This window comes from Brevundimonas sp. MYb52 (assembly GCF_002979535.1).
Lineage (GTDB): Bacteria > Pseudomonadota > Alphaproteobacteria > Caulobacterales > Caulobacteraceae > Brevundimonas.
This window is the reverse complement of record NZ_PCPB01000013.1, coordinates 1-16089: the sequence shown is the minus strand read 5'-3', so window position 1 is coordinate 16089 and position 16089 is coordinate 1. Positions and strand designations below refer to the sequence as shown.

Genomic DNA, 16089 nt, shown 5'->3' with positions numbered 1-16089 from the left:
TCAGAACAGGGCGAAGGGGATCAGGATCGCCAGCATATAGACGACCGCGCGCGCCATGGCCCAGCTGGCCAGGACAGCCCCTCTGGCGCGCGTGACGTCCAGCTTCTGCGCGAACCAGGCCGACTGGACCCACAGGAACCACACCGTCCCGGCGATGATGATGGCGACGCCATAGGCGTTTGAAATATCGGGCCTTTGTACGATCAGGCCGCCCAGGCCGACGAAGCAGGCGCAGGGCGCGGCCAGGTAGCACTGGGCGTAGAAGGGCTCCATCAGCGACTGGCGGCTGAGCTGCTTCTTTTGCAAACGCACCAGGCTGGCGGCCGAAATCAGCGGCACCAGGCTGAACAGCAGCGAGCGAAACAGCACCAGATTCTGCTGCGAGTTCAGCAGGGTGTGGGCCAGATGGGTCGTGCTCTCGGGCGGCGGCACATGGGCGGCGGCGGCGATCAGATTGGCCAGCACTAGGGTCACCAGCAGGACCAGAGGCGGGCTCATCGCCTCGTCGTAACGGCGCTCGTCCGGTTCGTGCTGCTGACGGTCCGAATAGCTCATGGCGGCCAGCGGGTGGCGCATGATCCGCCACACCGTCATCGGATAGAACAACAGCCAGGCCGTCGCTTCAAAGAGGAACTCCTCGAAGCTGCGGAGGATTTTCAGAAAGTCCATTTCAGCCCCCGCGCCATGACGCGCCCACCCTCGCAGACGGCCCCAGCGCGTTCAACCTGCGACGGCTTGTGGTCGAGAAAGCGACGTCCGCTTCCGACCCGTTGCGGACATTGCCGCACCGCCGCCGCCATGTAGGATCAGCAAGTGTCACCACGAGGACCAGCGATGCCGAAATACAAGGTGGAATGGGACTTTGGAGACAGAAAGGCCCAGCTCGGCACTCTCTTCTTCAACGATGATGATGCCGCCATTTCGGAAGTCACCGAGCTTTGTCGTCGGGACGGCTTGGGCGCAACGATTACGCGTCCTGACCGGAAGCTCACAGTCGCTAACATCGCCCGAGCGAGTGTCCGCTACCCCCCAAAAGCGAACTTCGGTTCACGACCCAATGCAGACTAACAGACAGATTAGGCCGAACCAAATCAGGCCAAGCGCGGACTTCCCAAAATCACAGCCACGCCCGTTCTATTTCCAATTCATTCGATAAAATTTTTGTTCCGCTTCGCGTATATCCTTCTAGGGATAAGCAGAGGCGGCGATCTGACAAAGGTCGTGTCAATATGTGATTTTCATTCGAAATATTTGCCAACATCAAATCGCGGGGAACATATATTTTAGCCTGTAACGAATCAGAATTCGAAACGCGATTGTGGTTTAGCGCCTCTCTCCATGTGACGCCTTTGATGATGACATCGCCAGTAAATCGGCCAACATTATCAGTACATGATGTGATAACAAAACGGATGTTTGATGCGATAATTTCTTCAGATCTGATCCGAGACAAATCCATGTCGAACGAAATTTCATCATATCCCGATATACCTGCGTAATGGCTATGACTCGATATAGATATCGGTAAATCATAAGGCGACGATAGCGATGGATTGGCGATCCTGACTTTGTCTGCGCAAGACACCAGGCCGATCGCAATAACTACTAGTGGCCAGATTTTGCCGTTCATTCCTCTCTCCAGCAGACATCGCCGCCTCACAACGATACGTTGGGCAAGTTGCGCGGCCAATGGCCGTTCCCCCCCCTAGCGGACATCTACGGCGACCGCTTTCCGGCCTATAGGCCGGTGTCCGCTTTCGGCGCCAAAGCCATGGACCGAAATCGACCCGTTGCGGACAATGGACGGTCGCGGTTCTAAGTCGGGAAGTCCCGGAACCGCCATTCGCCTTCTCCATGCTGGACAAGGATGGCCTCCCCTCTCGATACGCACCTGTTTATGGGTCGCCCCATATTCACGTGGAGGCCATTCACCGGTCGCACTTCGACACCTTCATCATAGAGGAACGCGAAAGCGGAGCTCGGACCGGACCAGTAGGCCGCTGCATCGAACAAGCTCTCAAAAGCCTCTTCGCCGGGGCGAGCAGCGTGGCCAGGCAACATGTTTGCCGGTCGCCCCTCCCCAACGACGCACACCATACTCCAGTCACCCTGCTCAAGGGAGGTGATGGTGATAGATCGGCCTTCCGCCAATGCCGCCGAGATTGCGTTGTCGAAGGTGTGATCTGCGGCTGACATCGGCGGGGGTGCGCCGCAGGCGGACACTCCGATCGAGACAAACACCGCGGCGAGGAGAGAAATAGTCGTGCAGAAAGGGCGAATGGTCATAGCGGGTACTTCCTCCAATCGACGTCCGCTTCCCACCCTTAGCGGACATTGACGGCGGCCGCTTTCGAGCCGGAAGGCCAATGTCCGCTTTCGGCGCCGAAACCCAGGACCGCAATCGACCATTGCAGACCTTGGTGTGCGCTTTCGCTTTCGTCATCCTCCGGCGAGCGCAGCGAGACCGGGGGACCCAGCGGCGCGCGAGAGCGCGAACCTGTCGCGCAGACGATGGTCGAACATCTCTCGTGAACAGATCGCCTTCAGCGCCGCTGGGTCCCCCGGTCTGCGCCGCCAAGAGGCAGCTTGCCGGAGGATGACGAAAAGGGAGAAAACGCCGCTCTAGGGATCTCCGCTTCCCCCCCTAACTGACTTCTAGCCCGTCCGCTTACGGCGAGGGACAAAGCCCCTCACCCCTCCGCCGCCGGCAGTTCCAGCAGCACCTTCAGCCCGCCCATGTCGCTGTCGGCCAGGGTGACGCGGCCGCCGTAGGCCCGCGTCAGGTCCTCGACGATGGACAGGCCCAGGCCCGTGCCCGGCGTGTCCTCGTCCATGCGCGTGCCGCGCTTCAGCGCCGCGTCGCGCTGGTCGGCGGGCAGGCCGGGGCCGTCGTCCTCGACCACCACCACCATCTGTCCTGGCACCGAGGCCCCGGCTGAAATCCGCACCCGGCGCCGGCACCACTTGGCGGCGTTCTCGATCAGGTTGCCGAGGATCTCCTGCAGGTCCTGACGCTCGCCCAGGAAGGCCAGGTCGTCCGGCGCGCGCCAGTCGATCTCGACCCCCTTGGTCTCGAACACCCGCTCCAGCATGACCGCCAGTTCGTCCAGAACCTCGCCCACCGGGGTCCGTTCGCCCAGGCCGTGGGCGGCGCGGGCGGCGGCGCGGGCGCGGCGCAGGTGGTGGTCGACCTGATCCTGCATGACCTTGGTCTGCTTGCGCACCATGTCGGGCAGGACGCCCTCGGACGTCCCCGCCTCGGCCAACATGACCGCCAGCGGCGTCTTCAGCGCATGGGCCAGGTTGCCGACGTGGGTGCGCTGGCGCTCGACCGTCTCCTGGTTGTGCGTCAGCAGCCGATTGACCTGTTCGGCCAGGGGCTGGATCTCGACCGGATAGACGCCCTCGATGCGGTGCGAGCGGCCTTTGCGCACGTCGGAGATCTCGTCCCTCAGGTCGAACAGGGGTCGCAGCCCCACCCGCACCTGAATAAAGACCGCCGAAACCAGCCCGGCCCCCAGCAGCAGCATGGCCACCCACGTCACGGTGGCGAACTGGCGCGTGTCGGCGTCGATGTCCGAGCGGTCGATCCCGGCGAAGAAGACCACCGGCGCAGGCCGCCCTGGCAGTTGCTTCATGCTGGCGGCGATGCGCAGGGGCTCGCCCTTGGGGCCGTCCTCGGCGTTGTAGCTGATGGTCTGGCCAAAGGCGGCCCTCAGCCGCTCGTCCAGGTCATGGGCGTATTCCAGATCGGCCCGTCCCAGCGAGGCCGAGCGCGCCACCACCTGCAACTGTCCGTCCGGCCCCTGCTCGGCCACCATCCAGTACTTGCCGGACAGCAGGCGTTCGGTGCGGGCGTCGCGGATCTCGCCGATGAAGATCTCGCCCTCGGGGGTGATGCTGGCCGCGACCACCGCCTCGTCGATGGTGTCGCCCAGCATGTTGCCGAGCCGCCGCAGCGCCGATTCCTGAAACACTGAGGTCAGGACCACGCCCGTCACCAGCAGGGCCACCAGGATCCAGGCCGAGGCCAGCCAGATCAGCCGTCGGGTCAGCGACCGGCCTGGCCGCCCGAACCAGCGGCCCCACTCCGGTTTTTCAGGCTTGGCGGGCGGCGCGATCGCCCCGGCGTCGGTCATCCGAAATCAGGCCGCGTCGCTCTCGCCGGCCAGCGGCGACAGGCGATAGCCCAAGCCGCGCACCGTCTCGATCCGGTCCGAGCCGATCTTCTTGCGCAGACGGCCGACAAAGACCTCGATGGTGTTGGAGTCGCGGTCGAAGTCCTGATCATACAGGTGCTCGACCAGCTCGGTGCGGCTGATGACCCGGCCCTGATGCATCATCATGTAGTGCAGCAGCCGGTATTCCAGCGAGGTCAGCCTCAGCGGCTCGCCATTGACCGTCGCCCGCGCCGCGCGCGGGTCCAGCCTCAGGCCGCCGCAGGTCAGGGTCGCCGCCGCATGACCGGCCGAGCGGCGCAGCAGGGCGCGCAGACGGGCCAGCAGTTCTTCGGTGTGGAAGGGCTTGGTCAGATAGTCGTCGGCCCCGGCGTCAAAGCCCGCCACCTTGTCCGACCAGGCGCCGCGCGCCGTCAGGATCAGCACCGGCGTCGTCTTGCCCTCGCGGCGCCAGCGTTCCAGCACCGAAACGCCGTCGATCTTGGGCAGCCCCAGGTCCAGCACCACCACGTCATAGGGTTCGGTGTCGCCCAGGAACCAGGCTTCCTCGCCGTCCGGGGCATGATCGACGGCGTATCCGGCGTCGCTCAGGGCCGTCTTCAGCTGGCGCGACAGATCGACGTCGTCCTCGACAAGCAGCACCCGCATTCAGTCGTCTCCGCGAACCCGGCCGGACCGGCCGTCAACCTGTATGTCCGACACGCGTCCGCCCGGATATTCCCAGCGCACCACATAGTCGCCGCCGCGCTCCTGCACGCCCAGCATCCGGCCGGGACGACCCGACTGGACACGACGCGCGATGTCGCCGGGGTCCGCCCGCGGCGAGGATTGCGGCGCCGAGCGGGGCGCATCGCGGAAGCCCTGTCCCGGATAGTTCCGGGGTTGCTCGCGACGGTCGTCGTCACGATCCCGGTCACGACCGCGCGACTGGGCCGCCGCGTCCGTCAGGGGAACAACAGCGATCAGACCGGCCAGCAGGAGGGCTCGAATACGCATCATGGTTTGTCTTCTAGACAGGGGCCTCTGAACAGGGGCTGAACAGCCAGTCTATCGCTGTTCATCCGGACAAGGAACGCATGGACGCGGATTCTCCGTCGCTGTGGCCTTCCGTCAGCACGCCTGCGCAAAGATGACGAACTTCTCATGCAGATGAACCCGAACTGAAACGCGCCGTTCAGATGCGGCTCAGTCGCCGGGTGGTCTTTTGGGATCAACGCAGCCGATCCGGTTGCGACGAACCGAAGGAGCCAAGACCATGAAAAAACTGCTGATCCCCGCCCTGGCCGTCGCCGTCGCCTCGGCCGCCCTGCCCGCCGCCGCCCAGTCCTATGGCCACAACAACGGCCCCTCGCGCGGTCACGGCTATGAGCAGAACTACGGCGGCTGGAACGCCATCGCCCAGCGCAAGCACAACCTGGACCGCCGCATCGATCAGGGCGTCCGCACCCGCCAACTTAGCCGCCGCGAGGCCTCGCGCCTGCAGGACGAACTGAACAGCCTGGTTCGTCTGGAGCGCCAGTATCAGCGCGGCGGCCTGACCCGCTGGGAGCGCCAGGACCTGGACCGTCGCTATGACCGCCTGTCGGCCAAGGTCCGCTACGAGCGCAACGACTACAACGGCCGTCGCCACTGACGGCTGACACCGAACCGGGCCTCATCCCTCCCTGTCCGAGGCCCGGCCGAGGGGCGCGATCCGCAAGGGTCGCGCCCCTTTCGTCATTCCGGCTCGACCACCGTGATTTCCGGCCAACGCCCGCGCGCGCTGGCGATCACCTTGTCCCAGCCCTTGGCCAGACCGCGCACGGGGTTGGGGCGGATCACCATGTCGAACACGTCCCGCAAGCCATAGGGCGCGGCCACGCTGATCGTGTCGTCCTTCTCCAGCCGCACGGCCAGGGCGAAGGCCGGCGCCACAAACTGCGCCGGCGCGTCATCGGTGCAGGTCAGGGCCTCATAGGTTTCGCCGAACTTGCTCTCGAACCACAGATGCACCCGCGCCTGGTTGCGCACCTCGACCAGGTCCCTGAACGGCGGCTCGAAGGCGGCGGCGACCCGCTTGATGATCACGTCCTCGGCGTCCCACGACGTGTCGGGGTCGAAATAGCCGATGTCGTAATCCTTGATCCCATAGCCGACCGGCCGCCCGGTCCGGTCGTTCCACACGCCCTGATAGACAGCGCCGGAAAACAGCCGCCAATCCGGCAGGTCCAGGTCGCGCATCACGTTCAGCACATGCATCAAAGCCGCGTCGGCGCGGACGATCTCGATCAGTCGGGTTTCCAGGGTCATGAGCGCTCTGTGCTGTCGATTCCGAACGCAAGCCAACCTCTTTCCTCCCCATTCTATGGGGAGGGGGACCGCGTAGCGGTGGAGGGGGCGGCACAGAGGTCGGACGTGGAGTCGCCCCTCCGTCACGTCGCCTTCAGCGCCGCGCCACCTCCCCATGAAATGGGGAGGAAAACGCTAGCGATCCCGGATCGGCCAGCCGTGATCCAGCGGCCCATGTCCCTGGCCCAGACCGGGCGCGCGGCGGATGGCCTCGGCCACATAGGCCCAGGCCTCGGCCACCGCGACCGGCAGCGGCAGGCCCTTGGCGATGCCTGCGGCGCACGCACTCGCCAAGGTGCAGCCCGTCCCGTGCGTATGGCGCGTGTCCACCCGCTCGCTTTCCAGCACCGTCTCACCCTCAGACGTCAGCAGCAGGTCGATGACTGTGTCGCCCGGCACATGGCCGCCCTTCATCAGCACCGCCCGCGCGCCCATTTCCAGCAGAGCCTCGCCCGCGCGGCGCTGGCCGTCCAGATCGACCACGGCGATCCCGGTCAGGGCCTCGGCCTCGGGCGCATTGGGCGTCAAAAGGGCCGCGCGCGGCACCATCAGCCGCCGCACCGCCTCGACCGCGCGATCCTCCAGCAGGGGCGAGCCGCCCTTGGCGATCATCACCGGGTCCACCACCGTCGGCACGTTGCCGGCATAGTCGATCAGCGCGGCCACCACCTCGACCACCTCGACCGAGCCCAGCATGCCGGTCTTCAGCGCATCGGCGCCGATGTCGTCCAGCACGGCCTTGGCCTGAGCCTCGATCACGTCGAGCGGCAGGGGATAGACCCCATGCACCCCCAGGGTGTTCTGAATGGTGATGGCCGTGATCGCCGTGGCGGCGAACCCGCCCAGCATGGTCACCGCCTTGATGTCGGCCTGAATGCCCGCCCCGCCGCCGGAGTCGGAACCGGCCAGTATCAATACGCGGCCTCTCTTTTGGTCCCTATCGTCTCCGACGCGGTCGGAGACGGCTTGAGGGAGGTCGTGCCCGCTCATCTCAGTGCGCTCCCGAAAACAGCTTCAGCCCGACAATGCCCGCCACGATCAGCAGGATGCAGACCGCCCGCACCGCCGTCGCCGGTTCCCCATAGATCACGATCCCGACCGTCGCCGCGCCCACGGCGCCGATGCCGGTCCACACCGCATAGGCCGTGCCCACCGGCAGCTTCTGCGTGGCGATCCACAGCCCGACCATGCTGGCCACCAGGGCCGCGGCCACACCCAGGGACAGCAGCGGCCGCTGCACCCCCACATATTTGATGCCCGAGGCCCACATGACCTCGAACAGGCCCGCCACGACGAGCACCAACCACGGATTCAGAGACATCAGCCAGGACATGGCCGCTGCATGACCGATCACGCGTCTCCAGACAAGGCGGGACGAAATGGACAGGCTTTGGTCGCGTTCAAGGGGGTGGAAATCCGGCCGACAACAGTATTCATGAAACAAGAATATCCGTTACTATGTTTACAAACATTGGTATCCCAAATTTCAAGGCTAATTTTACTCAGTCGTGCAACACTATTCGGTGCTGCACGTTGCAGCGGAGGTTTACCGCCAAGGTTGGTATATGAAAACACCGTTCGTAAACACCGCAATGCTTATCCGTCGCCCTATCGATGAGGTTTTTCAAGCATTTACGGAACCAGGAGTAACGTCCTGGTTTTGGTTTACCCATGGTGATCGTCGTCTGACCCTGGGAGCGCAGGCGACCTGGACCTGGGGCATGTACGGCGTTTCGACCCGCGTCGCGGTCAAGGCGATCGAGCCCAGTCGTCGCATTCTGCTCGACTGGAACCTCGAAGATCGTCCGACCGAGGTGGAATTCTTGTTCGAAAGTCGTGGCAAGGCGACCTGGGTCGAGATCATCAATCGCGGCTTTGAGGATTCCGACGAGGGCCTGGCCGAGGCCTTCGACGCCAAGGAGGGCTTCACCCTGGTCCTGGCCGGGGCCAAGCTCTGGCTGGAACAGGCGATTGAACCCCGCTTCATCCTCGACCGCTTTCCCGATCGGGTTCGCGAAACCTGGAAGCAGCGCTAGGCGGGGCGGCCGCGCCCGCGCCCAGAACTCACGGAAGCGCGTTCGCATTGGCGCCCTTACGAAGAGGGCGCCAATGCCGCCTTCACCGGAGAGACAACATGCGTGGTTCCGTCGTCCTCGTCATCGCCACGGCCAGTCTGTCGCTGGTCGCCTGTTCGCCGCCCGCCGCCGACAAGGCCGCGGACAAGGCGCCCGCCGCAGCGGCCGCCTCCGGCCACACCGCCGAACAGACCCGCAACCTGGCGACCTTCGACGACCTGGATTTCAACGTCTACAGCGGCCAGAAGTGGGCCGAGTTCAGCCGCAGCCACGCCGAAAACATCGTCGTCCACTATCCTGACGGCACGACCACCACGGGCCTGCCAGCCCACATCGAGGGCCTGAAGCCGCAGTTCGTCTTCGCCCCCGACACGCGGATCAAGGAGCACCCGATCAAGCTGGCCGACGGCGACTACACCGCAGTCCAGGGCATCATGGAGGGCACCTTCACCCAGCCGATGGATCTCGGCGACGGCAAGGTGATCCAGCCGACGGGCAAGGCGTTCAAGCTGCCCATGCTGACCGTCGGCCGCTGGGAAAACGGCGTCATGGTCGAGGAATGGCTCTACTGGGACAACCAGGCCTTCATGAAGCAGATCGGCCTGGCGCCATAGCCGCCACAGCGGCCTGAAGCTTCAGCGCCTGCACCGTCTCGCGCACGTCGTGGACGCGCACCATCCGCGCGCCGCGACGGACGCCCTCCAGCGCCAGGGCCAGCGACCCGCCCAGCCGGTCGCTGGCCTGAACCGCGCTGGCGTCCACGCCTTGAACGACCCGCTTGCGGCTGGTGGCGTAGAGCACCGGGAAGTCCAGCTCGACCAGGGCCTCCAGCCGCGCCGACAGCATCAGATTGTGCACCGTGGTCTTGGCGAAGCCGATGCCGGGGTCCAGCCAGATCTTCTCGCGCGCCACCCCCGCCGTCATCGCCGCCTCGGCCCGCGCCGCCAGATGGGCGACCACCTCGGCGACGACGTCGTCATAGTGCGGGTCGTCCTGCATGGTCTTGGGCGCCCCCTTCATGTGCATCAGCACCACCGCGCACCCCAGGTCGGCGGCGGTCGCCAGACTGTCGGACGCATGCATGAGCGCCGTCACGTCATTCCACATCGTCGCTCCCGCCTCGACCGCCGCCCGCGCCACCCCCGGCTTCATGGTGTCGATGCTGATGACCCCGTCCCAACGCGCCCGCAGCGCCGTGATCAGGGGCGCGACCCGGTCGATCTCCTCGTCCTCGCGCACCGGGTCCGACCCCGGCCGCGTGCTCTCGCCGCCGATGTCCAGAACATCCGCCCCCTGTTCGATCAGCCGCAGGGCATGAGCCAGCGCGGCCTCCTGCGTCGCCAGCCGCCCGCCGTCGGAGAAACTGTCCGGCGTCACATTGACGATGCCCATCACCAGGGGCGGCTTCACGAGGGATTGACGATCCATGCGACAAGAACTCCCGAGGCGCCGGTTTGACTTTCCGCGCGCTGAGGCCCAGCCTCTAGACACTATGGAACGTTTCGTCAGCCAGGCTCGACGCCTCACCCACGCGGGTCGCCGCGTCGAAGGCCTTTAACCCGTAGCGGCCAGCTTGCTGTCGTCCGCTACGGGGCGCGTCGCTTCGCTTTTTTCCTAGTTCCCTAAAATCAGGATCGCGCAAGCCGCCCCGTCGGTCAGCCGCGAACACACCTGCCATGACCCCAACTCAAGACGATCCGCCCGCGCGCGGCGCCGACATCCTGCCCTTCCCGAGCCGCCGCCCCGCGACGCCGCCCGCGCCCGCGCCTGCGCCCCCGGCGGACGACAGCGACGACGACGGCCCCTCGGCCGCCTGAATCCCTTCTTCCCTTTTTTCTTCACATCGAGAACCGACATGACCACCGCCAAGACCCGCGGCCGCCCTCCGGCCCTGCCCGGCATCCTTCTCAGCCGCACCGACTTCGACGCCCTGGACCGCCTGGTCGGCGACCTGCCGGGTTCCGGCCCCGCCGGCCTGCTGCAACAGGAGCTGGACCGCGCCGAGGTCTGCGAGCCCGCCGACATGCCGCGTGACGTGGTCGGTCTGAACCGCTGGCTGCACTACGCCGACGACCGCCACCCCGAGGTGCGCCGCGTCCAGCTCGTCCTGCCGCGTGAGGCCGACATCGACGCGGGCCGCGTCTCCATCCTGTCGCACGTCGGCGCCGGCCTGATCGGCCTCAAGGAAGGCGAGTCCATCAACTGGCCCGACCCGTCAGGCGAAACCCGCAAGCTGACCGCCGTCCTGATCGAGGACGAAGACCCCATCGAGGCCATCGCCCACTGAAAGACCCTGCGCCGCTAAAACCCTTCTCCCCTTGTGGGAGAAGGTGGCAGGCGAAAGCCTGACGGATGAGGGGTGTCAGCGCGCCCCTCTCCAAAGCCGTCAGCCGTCGCTACTTCCGCCCGATCAACCCGCCGAGCGCATCCAGATAGGCCGCAAACGCCGCCCGCCCTTCGGGCGTGATGGCGATCCGCGTCAGGGGCTTGTTGTTCACGAAGCTCTTGCTGATGGCGACATAGCCCGCCTCTTCCAGCTTCTTCAGGTGGACCGACAGATTGCCCTGGGTCGCCTCCAGCACGGACTTCAGCTCAGTGAAGTCCGCCGCCTCGACATCGGCCAGATAGACCATGATCCCCAGCCGCATACGGCCGTGGATGACCTCGTCGATCCGTCCGAAATCATCCGCCAGTCCCATGACGTCAGGCGGCCTTGGCGCCCGCGCGGGCGTCGCGGAACAGCATCCACCCCGGCAGGGCGAACAGCAGGAACAGGGCCAGGGTGCAGACGCCCAGATAGGCCACCGGCTGGCGCACCAGAACGCCCAGAGCCACCGCCGTCACCCATCCGCCCAGCGACACCGCCAGCATCCAGGCCTTCTTCTTCAGCACCCAGGCCACATACCAGGCCGCCGCCTGCAGGGCGAAGACGATGGCGGCGTAGTAGAGCCAGATGGCGAAATCCTGATCCCGCACCGCCCCCACCCCGAAGACGATGATCACCGCGGCGTTGGCCATGCCCGTGGCGCTGAAGGCCGCATTTGTCACCCGCGTCGCCAGCGGCCCCCGGTTGGACGGCCCGGCCTTGCGGTCCTTCAAGATGGCCCAGGTCAGAACCGCCAGAAAGGCGACGGTGATGCCGACGACAAAGACCAGATTGGCCAGGTCAGGCCAACGTATCAGCCCGACCACCTGCCCGACATGAAACAGGCACTGCAGCCCATACAACAGCCCGCCCGCCAGATAGCAGATCGCCAGGGTCATCGGCGGCCGCCCGCCGCCTTCCACGATCGAGCGCATGAAGGCGAGGTCGGCTTCGGGCGTGCGGGACTTGTCGATCATCGGGTGATTCCTGGCGCGACGCGGCGGCCCCCTTCGGATGGACGCAGCCGCCAAGGTTGGCAAGCTATTCGGCGGCGGCTTGGTGGACGACGGGCACAACCGGACGAGTCCTGCGCCACGGCACGCGCCGACCGTTCAGCCAGCGCCCCATCATCCCGTGACGGACCATCAGCTCATAGCTGGCCAGCGACACGGCGCTGACGCCGACCACCACGATGGCCAGCTTGACCGGCCAGACCAGAGCCCAGTCCTGAACCACCACCTGCGCCGCCATCACCAGCGGCAGGTGGACGATGTAGATCCAGTAGGAGGCGTCGGCCAGATAGCGCCGAACCGCGCTGTGCCCCGACCAGAACCTCAGGGCCAGCCCGACGACGGCGAACATCGAGGCATAGGTCGCCACGCCGAACGCCGCCGCCGTCATGGCCTTAGCCGCCGGATCGATCATCGGCGTCAGCACCAGCGTCGGCCCGCCCGACAGCATCAAGGCCGTCGTCCCGGCGCCCAGGGCCAGCCCCAGATAGACCGGGGTCCAGACCGTGATCCTCGCCAGCAGGTCGCGACGACGATCCAGCAGGACGCCCATGCCAAAGGCCAGACCAAAGCCGACCAGGGCCGAGGTCTCGGGCACCAGCCCCGCATCCGGCGTCGGAATGCCGAAGAAGGCGATCCAGTTCGGCTCCAGCCACAGGGCCAGGGCCAAGGGCGCGCCGAGCACTAGGAGACCCCACGGCCCGATCAGCCCGCCCGCCAGCCGGTCCAGCCCGCGCCCCAGAGCGCCCGCCCAATCCAGTCGCCCGAAGACCGCGCTCACGATCACCAGGGCCGCATAGAACCACAGCAGCACCCACAGGAACCACAGATGGGTCAGGGGGATATTGGTCCAATCATAGGTCGGCGGGGGCGGCGCATCCGCCGCCGTCATGCCGTGCAGAGAGGCGTTCCACACCAGCACCGCAATGATCCCGCCCATCACCGGCCCCCAGAAAGCCGCCAGCGGCCCGGCAATGCGGATCAGCCGGTTCTTGATGAAGCCCATCGTCCCGCGCCGCTTCAGCATCATGTGACCGAACAGGCCCGCGATCAGGAAGAAGCTGGCCATGCGGAACAGGTGAATGACGAAGAAAAGCCCGCTGGCCCAGACCGACTTCTGGTCGTCGCCCACGATCCAGATCTGGCTCGGAAAGAAGGACAGGGTGGCGTGCAGCACCACCCCCAGCAGCAGGGCCGCGCCCCGCAAGCCGTCGAGGCCGTGCAGGCGTTCGCCTTGGTCGAATGCGGATGCCGTCATGGCGCCCTCCTGTTTCGGATAACGCCATATCTCACAGACTAGTCTAAATTACAAACAAGTCTGCTAGACCCAAGATGGGCACGAAAAAGGGGCGAGCCCTGCGGCCCGCCCCTCCTTCATTTCAGCCTGTCCGATCCGATCAGACGGTCGGCACGCTCGTCGCCGGCGCGGCGACCGGTTCGGCCTCCGAAGCCTTGGGCGTCTCGACCTCCGTGCCGTCCGACACCGGCGTCACCGGCACCGAGACCGAGGGTCCCGGCACGGGCGAGTTGGCGTCGTCGCGGTTCGGGGTGACGCCCCGTTCCAGCAGATCGTTGATCTCCTGGCCCGACAGGGTCTCGTATTCCAGCAGGGCCTGAGCCAGCTTCTCCAGATCCGCCGCCTTGTCGGTCAGGATCTGGCGCGCCTCGTCCCAGCCGGACGTGACCAGCTTCTTGACCTCGCTGTCGATCAGACGCGCGGTTTCCTCACTGATGTTCTGGCTGCGCGCGACCGAGTGGCCCAGGAAGACCTCCTGCTCATTCTCGCCATAAGCCACAGTCCCCAGCACGTCCGAGAAGCCCCACTGCGTCACCATGCGGCGCGCCAGCTTGGTCGCCTGCTGGATGTCCGACGACGCGCCCGAGGTGATGTTCTCCTTGCCGAAGATCAGTTCCTCGGCCACGCGGCCGCCGGCCATGATGGCGATGCGATCGACCATCTGCTGGTACTTCATGGAATAGCGGTCGCCTTCCGGCAGTTGCATCACCATGCCCAGGGCCTGGCCGCGCGGGACGATGGTCGCCTTGTGCACCGGGTCGGCCATCTTGACGTTGATGGCGACGATGGCGTGGCCGCCTTCGTGATAGGCGGTCAGGCGCTTCTCTTCCTCGTTCATGGCCATGGACTTGCGCTCGGCGCCCATCATGACCTTGTCCTTGGCGTCCTCGAAGTCGCGGTGCGTGACCATGCGACGGTCCTTGCGGGCGGCCATCAGGGCGGCTTCATTGACCAGATTGGCCAGGTCCGCGCCCGAGAAGCCCGGCGTGCCGCGCGCGATCGTCTTGACGTTGACGTCGGCGGCCAGGGGCACGTCCTTCATGTGCACGCGCAGAATGCGTTCACGACCCGAGACGTCGGGGTTCGGCACCACGACCTGACGGTCGAAGCGGCCGGGACGCAGCAGGGCCGGGTCCAGAACGTCGGGACGGTTGGTCGCCGCGATCAGGATGATGCCTTCGTTGGACTCAAAGCCGTCCATCTCGACCAGCAGCTGGTTCAGCGTCTGCTCGCGCTCATCGTTGCCGCCGCCCAGACCGGCGCCGCGGTGACGGCCGACGGCGTCGATTTCATCGATGAAGATGATGCAGGGGGCGTTCTTCTTGGACTGCTCGAACATGTCGCGCACGCGGCTGGCGCCGACGCCGACGAACATCTCGACAAAGTCCGAACCCGAGATCGAGAAGAAGGGCACGCCCGCCTCGCCCGCCACCGCGCGCGCCAGCAGGGTCTTGCCGGTGCCGGGAGGGCCGACCAGCAGGGCGCCCTTGGGGATCTTGCCGCCCAGACGCTGGAACTTCGACGGGTCCTTCAGGAAGTCGACGACCTCCTGCAGTTCTTCCTTGGCCTCATCCACGCCCGCGACGTCGTCAAAGGTCTTGCGGCCCTTGTGCTCGGTCAGCAGCTTGGCCTTGGACTTGCCAAAGCCCATGGCGCCTTTGGCCCCGCCCTGCATCCGGTTCATGATGAAGAACCAGAAGGCGATGATCAGCGCCACCGGCAGCAACAGGCCCAGCAGGCCCGACCACCAGGGCTGGCGCGTGCTCTTGACGTCCACGGCGGCGCCGCCGGCCTGCATCTTGTCGATGATGTCGCCGTTGGGCAGGGGCGTGACGGTCGTGAACTTGCTGTCGTCCTTGTAGACGCCGTTAATCGTGTCGCCGCGCACCGTCGCCGTCTTGATCTCCTGGCCGTTGATGGCCGTGATCAGCTGCGAATAGGTGATCGGCGCGGGGCGGCTGGCGGCCGCACCCTTGGCGCCCGGCATGGTCGCGCCGCCGTTCGTGCCGATCGCGGCATAGACCGCGACCAGGACCAGCAGCAGCCCTCCCCAGATGGCTAGATTACGCAGATTCATTCGATCCTCGGTTTCTCGACGGACGCCGTCAGGCCCCGCCGATCAGCAGTCTTTCTAAGAAAATAGGTCAGTCGGCGGCGTTTCGCCATGCATGGGGTGAAAGAGGTCGGCCTCCTGCGTCGTTTCGCCCAGCGCCAGCGCCAAACGTCGCCCGCCCAAGGCCCGCACCGTCGCCCCCCGCCATGCCAGAATCGGGCCAGGAATAGGGCCGCTCCCGCCGTCCCGAACCAGGACGGGCAAGGCGCCCCGCGCCGCCGCCGGCAAACCCGCGACCGCGCGTCGATCGGCCTGCGCCAGCCGCGCCAACATCCCCGCCGCCGCCTCCACCCGCCAGCCGTCCTCGCGCGTCGTGATTTCAAAGCGCCCATCCCAGACCGCCGCCATGCCCGGCCTCATGGCCACGGGCTCCGGCGGGCGCCGCTTCATCTCGCCCGGCTCGCGCATCAGCAGAACCGACGCCCCGGCCGCCTCGACCCGCGCCCCCGCCAGCCCCGCCGTAAAGTCCTCGCCGGCCGCAAGCCTCGCCCTCAACCGTTCCAGCCGATCCCCGCGCGGCGGAACCGATCCGCCCCCCGCGCACAGCAGGGCCGCCGCCAGCCTGGAGGCCGAGGCCTCGCGCGGGATTTCGACAACGCCGGCCCAGGCGAAACAACGACCGAACTCCCTTCCCGTTGGCGGAGGGGGGAAGGGCGGGGGATGGGGGTGCGCGGACAGACTTTGATGAGATGGCGCGGGAGGCGGCGCCGTCTTTACCTCCAG

18 protein-coding genes and 1 pseudogene are annotated in these 16089 nt (G+C 66.2%); 5 read left to right on the top strand and 14 right to left on the bottom strand.

Features of this window, described 5'->3' with window-relative positions:
* The 5 genes from CQ039_RS13135 to CQ039_RS13115 all read right to left on the bottom strand — a co-directional run bounded on the left by CQ039_RS13135 (nt 1) and on the right by CQ039_RS13115 (nt 5177).
* On the bottom strand, nt 1-669 hold the full coding sequence (locus CQ039_RS13135; protein WP_105562427.1) for a hypothetical protein: 669 nt from the start codon (nt 667-669) through the stop codon (nt 1-3).
* Nucleotides 670-1117: 448 nt separating this feature from the next.
* A complete protein-coding gene (locus CQ039_RS16560) occupies nt 1118-1630 on the bottom strand; it encodes a hypothetical protein (RefSeq protein ID WP_146112124.1) in 513 nt (170 codons plus the stop codon).
* 1060 nt (nt 1631-2690) lie between these two features.
* Nucleotides 2691-4139 carry a sensor histidine kinase gene (locus CQ039_RS13125; RefSeq protein ID WP_105562429.1) on the bottom strand — a complete coding sequence of 483 codons (1449 nt, stop codon included), beginning with the start codon at nt 4137-4139 and terminating at the stop codon, nt 2691-2693.
* Nucleotides 4140-4145: 6 nt separating this feature from the next.
* Complete coding sequence (locus CQ039_RS13120) at nt 4146-4826, bottom strand: response regulator transcription factor (RefSeq protein ID WP_105562430.1); 681 nt, start codon at nt 4824-4826, stop codon at nt 4146-4148.
* A complete protein-coding gene (locus CQ039_RS13115; RefSeq protein WP_105562431.1) occupies nt 4827-5177 on the bottom strand; it encodes a hypothetical protein in 351 nt (116 codons plus the stop codon). It abuts the gene before it with no gap.
* Between the two features lie 256 nt (nt 5178-5433).
* On the opposite strand from CQ039_RS13115, the gene CQ039_RS13110 reads away from it, so the two are divergent.
* Complete coding sequence (locus tag CQ039_RS13110) at nt 5434-5811, top strand: hypothetical protein (RefSeq protein ID WP_105562432.1); 378 nt, start codon at nt 5434-5436, stop codon at nt 5809-5811.
* 83 nt (nt 5812-5894) lie between these two features.
* On the opposite strand, the gene CQ039_RS13105 is transcribed toward CQ039_RS13110, so the two are convergent.
* The 3 genes from CQ039_RS13105 to CQ039_RS13095 all read right to left on the bottom strand — a co-directional run bounded on the left by CQ039_RS13105 (nt 5895) and on the right by CQ039_RS13095 (nt 7839).
* A complete protein-coding gene (locus CQ039_RS13105; RefSeq protein WP_105562433.1) occupies nt 5895-6467 on the bottom strand; it encodes a nucleotidyltransferase family protein in 573 nt (190 codons plus the stop codon).
* A 174-nt stretch (nt 6468-6641) separates the two neighbouring features.
* Nucleotides 6642-7421 carry a bifunctional hydroxymethylpyrimidine kinase/phosphomethylpyrimidine kinase gene (gene thiD / locus CQ039_RS13100; protein WP_105562434.1) on the bottom strand — a complete coding sequence of 260 codons (780 nt, stop codon included), beginning with the start codon at nt 7419-7421 and terminating at the stop codon, nt 6642-6644.
* 76 nt (nt 7422-7497) lie between these two features.
* Nucleotides 7498-7839 (bottom strand): multidrug efflux SMR transporter, encoded by a 342-nt coding sequence (locus CQ039_RS13095; protein ID WP_105562435.1) that lies wholly within the window; start codon nt 7837-7839, stop codon nt 7498-7500.
* Between the two features lie 232 nt (nt 7840-8071).
* Here CQ039_RS13095 and CQ039_RS13090 point away from each other — a divergent pair, with 232 nt between their 5' ends.
* Entirely contained in the window at nt 8072-8542 is a 471-nt protein-coding gene (locus CQ039_RS13090) for an SRPBCC domain-containing protein (protein WP_199188054.1), read from the top strand.
* A gap of 98 nt (nt 8543-8640) precedes the next feature.
* Nucleotides 8641-9195 (top strand): ester cyclase, encoded by a 555-nt coding sequence (locus CQ039_RS13085; RefSeq protein ID WP_105562437.1) that lies wholly within the window; start codon nt 8641-8643, stop codon nt 9193-9195.
* Here the strand turns inward: CQ039_RS13085 and folP are convergent.
* Nucleotides 9167-10009, bottom strand: coding sequence for a dihydropteroate synthase (folP, locus tag CQ039_RS13080; RefSeq protein ID WP_105562438.1), 843 nt, complete (start codon nt 10007-10009; stop codon nt 9167-9169). The two genes, CQ039_RS13085 and folP, sit on opposite strands and share 29 nt — an antisense overlap.
* A 248-nt stretch (nt 10010-10257) precedes the next feature.
* On the opposite strand from folP, the gene CQ039_RS16640 reads away from it, so the two are divergent.
* Together CQ039_RS16640 and CQ039_RS13075 are read left to right on the top strand one after the other, a co-directional pair.
* Nucleotides 10258-10398, top strand: coding sequence for a hypothetical protein (locus CQ039_RS16640; protein WP_158255982.1), 141 nt, complete (start codon nt 10258-10260; stop codon nt 10396-10398).
* A gap of 38 nt (nt 10399-10436) precedes the next feature.
* The gene (locus tag CQ039_RS13075; protein WP_105562439.1) at nt 10437-10868 is read left to right on the top strand and encodes a GreA/GreB family elongation factor; all 432 of its coding nucleotides are present in this window, start codon (nt 10437-10439) and stop codon (nt 10866-10868) included.
* Between the two features lie 109 nt (nt 10869-10977).
* Here CQ039_RS13075 and CQ039_RS13070 read toward each other — a convergent pair whose 3' ends face one another.
* The 5 genes and pseudogenes from CQ039_RS13070 to CQ039_RS13050 all read right to left on the bottom strand — a co-directional run.
* Complete coding sequence (locus CQ039_RS13070; protein ID WP_105562440.1) at nt 10978-11280, bottom strand: transcriptional regulator; 303 nt, start codon at nt 11278-11280, stop codon at nt 10978-10980.
* A 4-nt stretch (nt 11281-11284) separates the two neighbouring features.
* On the bottom strand, nt 11285-11923 hold the full coding sequence (locus CQ039_RS13065) for a hypothetical protein (protein ID WP_105562441.1): 639 nt from the start codon (nt 11921-11923) through the stop codon (nt 11285-11287).
* Between the two features lie 64 nt (nt 11924-11987).
* On the bottom strand, nt 11988-13214 hold the full coding sequence (locus tag CQ039_RS13060) for an acyltransferase family protein (protein WP_105562442.1): 1227 nt from the start codon (nt 13212-13214) through the stop codon (nt 11988-11990).
* A 139-nt stretch (nt 13215-13353) separates the two neighbouring features.
* Nucleotides 13354-15330 carry an ATP-dependent zinc metalloprotease FtsH gene (gene ftsH, locus CQ039_RS13055; RefSeq protein ID WP_105562443.1) on the bottom strand — a complete coding sequence of 659 codons (1977 nt, stop codon included), beginning with the start codon at nt 15328-15330 and terminating at the stop codon, nt 13354-13356.
* Nucleotides 15331-15384: 54 nt separating this feature from the next.
* Nucleotides 15385-16089: pseudogene (locus tag CQ039_RS13050) on the bottom strand (hypothetical protein); the annotation flags it as partial.

Excerpts from the sequence above, each read along its gene's own strand:
- CQ039_RS13105 (WP_105562433.1), bottom strand. The coding sequence starts at position 6,467 with ATGACCCTGGAAACCCGACTGATCGAGATCGTCCGCGCCGACGCGGCT.
- CQ039_RS13090 (WP_199188054.1), top strand. The coding sequence starts at position 8,072 with ATGAAAACACCGTTCGTAAACACCGCAATGCTTATCCGTCGCCCTATC.
- CQ039_RS13070 (WP_105562440.1), bottom strand. The coding sequence starts at position 11,280 with ATGGGACTGGCGGATGATTTCGGACGGATCGACGAGGTCATCCACGGC.
- CQ039_RS13120 (WP_105562430.1), bottom strand. The coding sequence starts at position 4,826 with ATGCGGGTGCTGCTTGTCGAGGACGACGTCGATCTGTCGCGCCAGCTG.
- CQ039_RS13135 (WP_105562427.1), bottom strand. The coding sequence starts at position 669 with ATGGACTTTCTGAAAATCCTCCGCAGCTTCGAGGAGTTCCTCTTTGAA.
- CQ039_RS13110 (WP_105562432.1), top strand. The coding sequence starts at position 5,434 with ATGAAAAAACTGCTGATCCCCGCCCTGGCCGTCGCCGTCGCCTCGGCC.
- CQ039_RS13115 (WP_105562431.1), bottom strand. The coding sequence starts at position 5,177 with ATGATGCGTATTCGAGCCCTCCTGCTGGCCGGTCTGATCGCTGTTGTT.
- CQ039_RS16640 (WP_158255982.1), top strand. The coding sequence starts at position 10,258 with ATGACCCCAACTCAAGACGATCCGCCCGCGCGCGGCGCCGACATCCTG.
- CQ039_RS13065 (WP_105562441.1), bottom strand. The coding sequence starts at position 11,923 with ATGATCGACAAGTCCCGCACGCCCGAAGCCGACCTCGCCTTCATGCGC.
- CQ039_RS13060 (WP_105562442.1), bottom strand. The coding sequence starts at position 13,214 with ATGACGGCATCCGCATTCGACCAAGGCGAACGCCTGCACGGCCTCGAC.
- CQ039_RS13095 (WP_105562435.1), bottom strand. The coding sequence starts at position 7,839 with ATGTCCTGGCTGATGTCTCTGAATCCGTGGTTGGTGCTCGTCGTGGCG.
- CQ039_RS13075 (WP_105562439.1), top strand. The coding sequence starts at position 10,437 with ATGACCACCGCCAAGACCCGCGGCCGCCCTCCGGCCCTGCCCGGCATC.
- CQ039_RS13125 (WP_105562429.1), bottom strand. The coding sequence starts at position 4,139 with ATGACCGACGCCGGGGCGATCGCGCCGCCCGCCAAGCCTGAAAAACCG.
- ftsH (WP_105562443.1), bottom strand. The coding sequence starts at position 15,330 with ATGAATCTGCGTAATCTAGCCATCTGGGGAGGGCTGCTGCTGGTCCTG.
- folP (WP_105562438.1), bottom strand. The coding sequence starts at position 10,009 with ATGGATCGTCAATCCCTCGTGAAGCCGCCCCTGGTGATGGGCATCGTC.
- CQ039_RS13085 (WP_105562437.1), top strand. The coding sequence starts at position 8,641 with ATGCGTGGTTCCGTCGTCCTCGTCATCGCCACGGCCAGTCTGTCGCTG.
- CQ039_RS16560 (WP_146112124.1), bottom strand. The coding sequence starts at position 1,630 with ATGAACGGCAAAATCTGGCCACTAGTAGTTATTGCGATCGGCCTGGTG.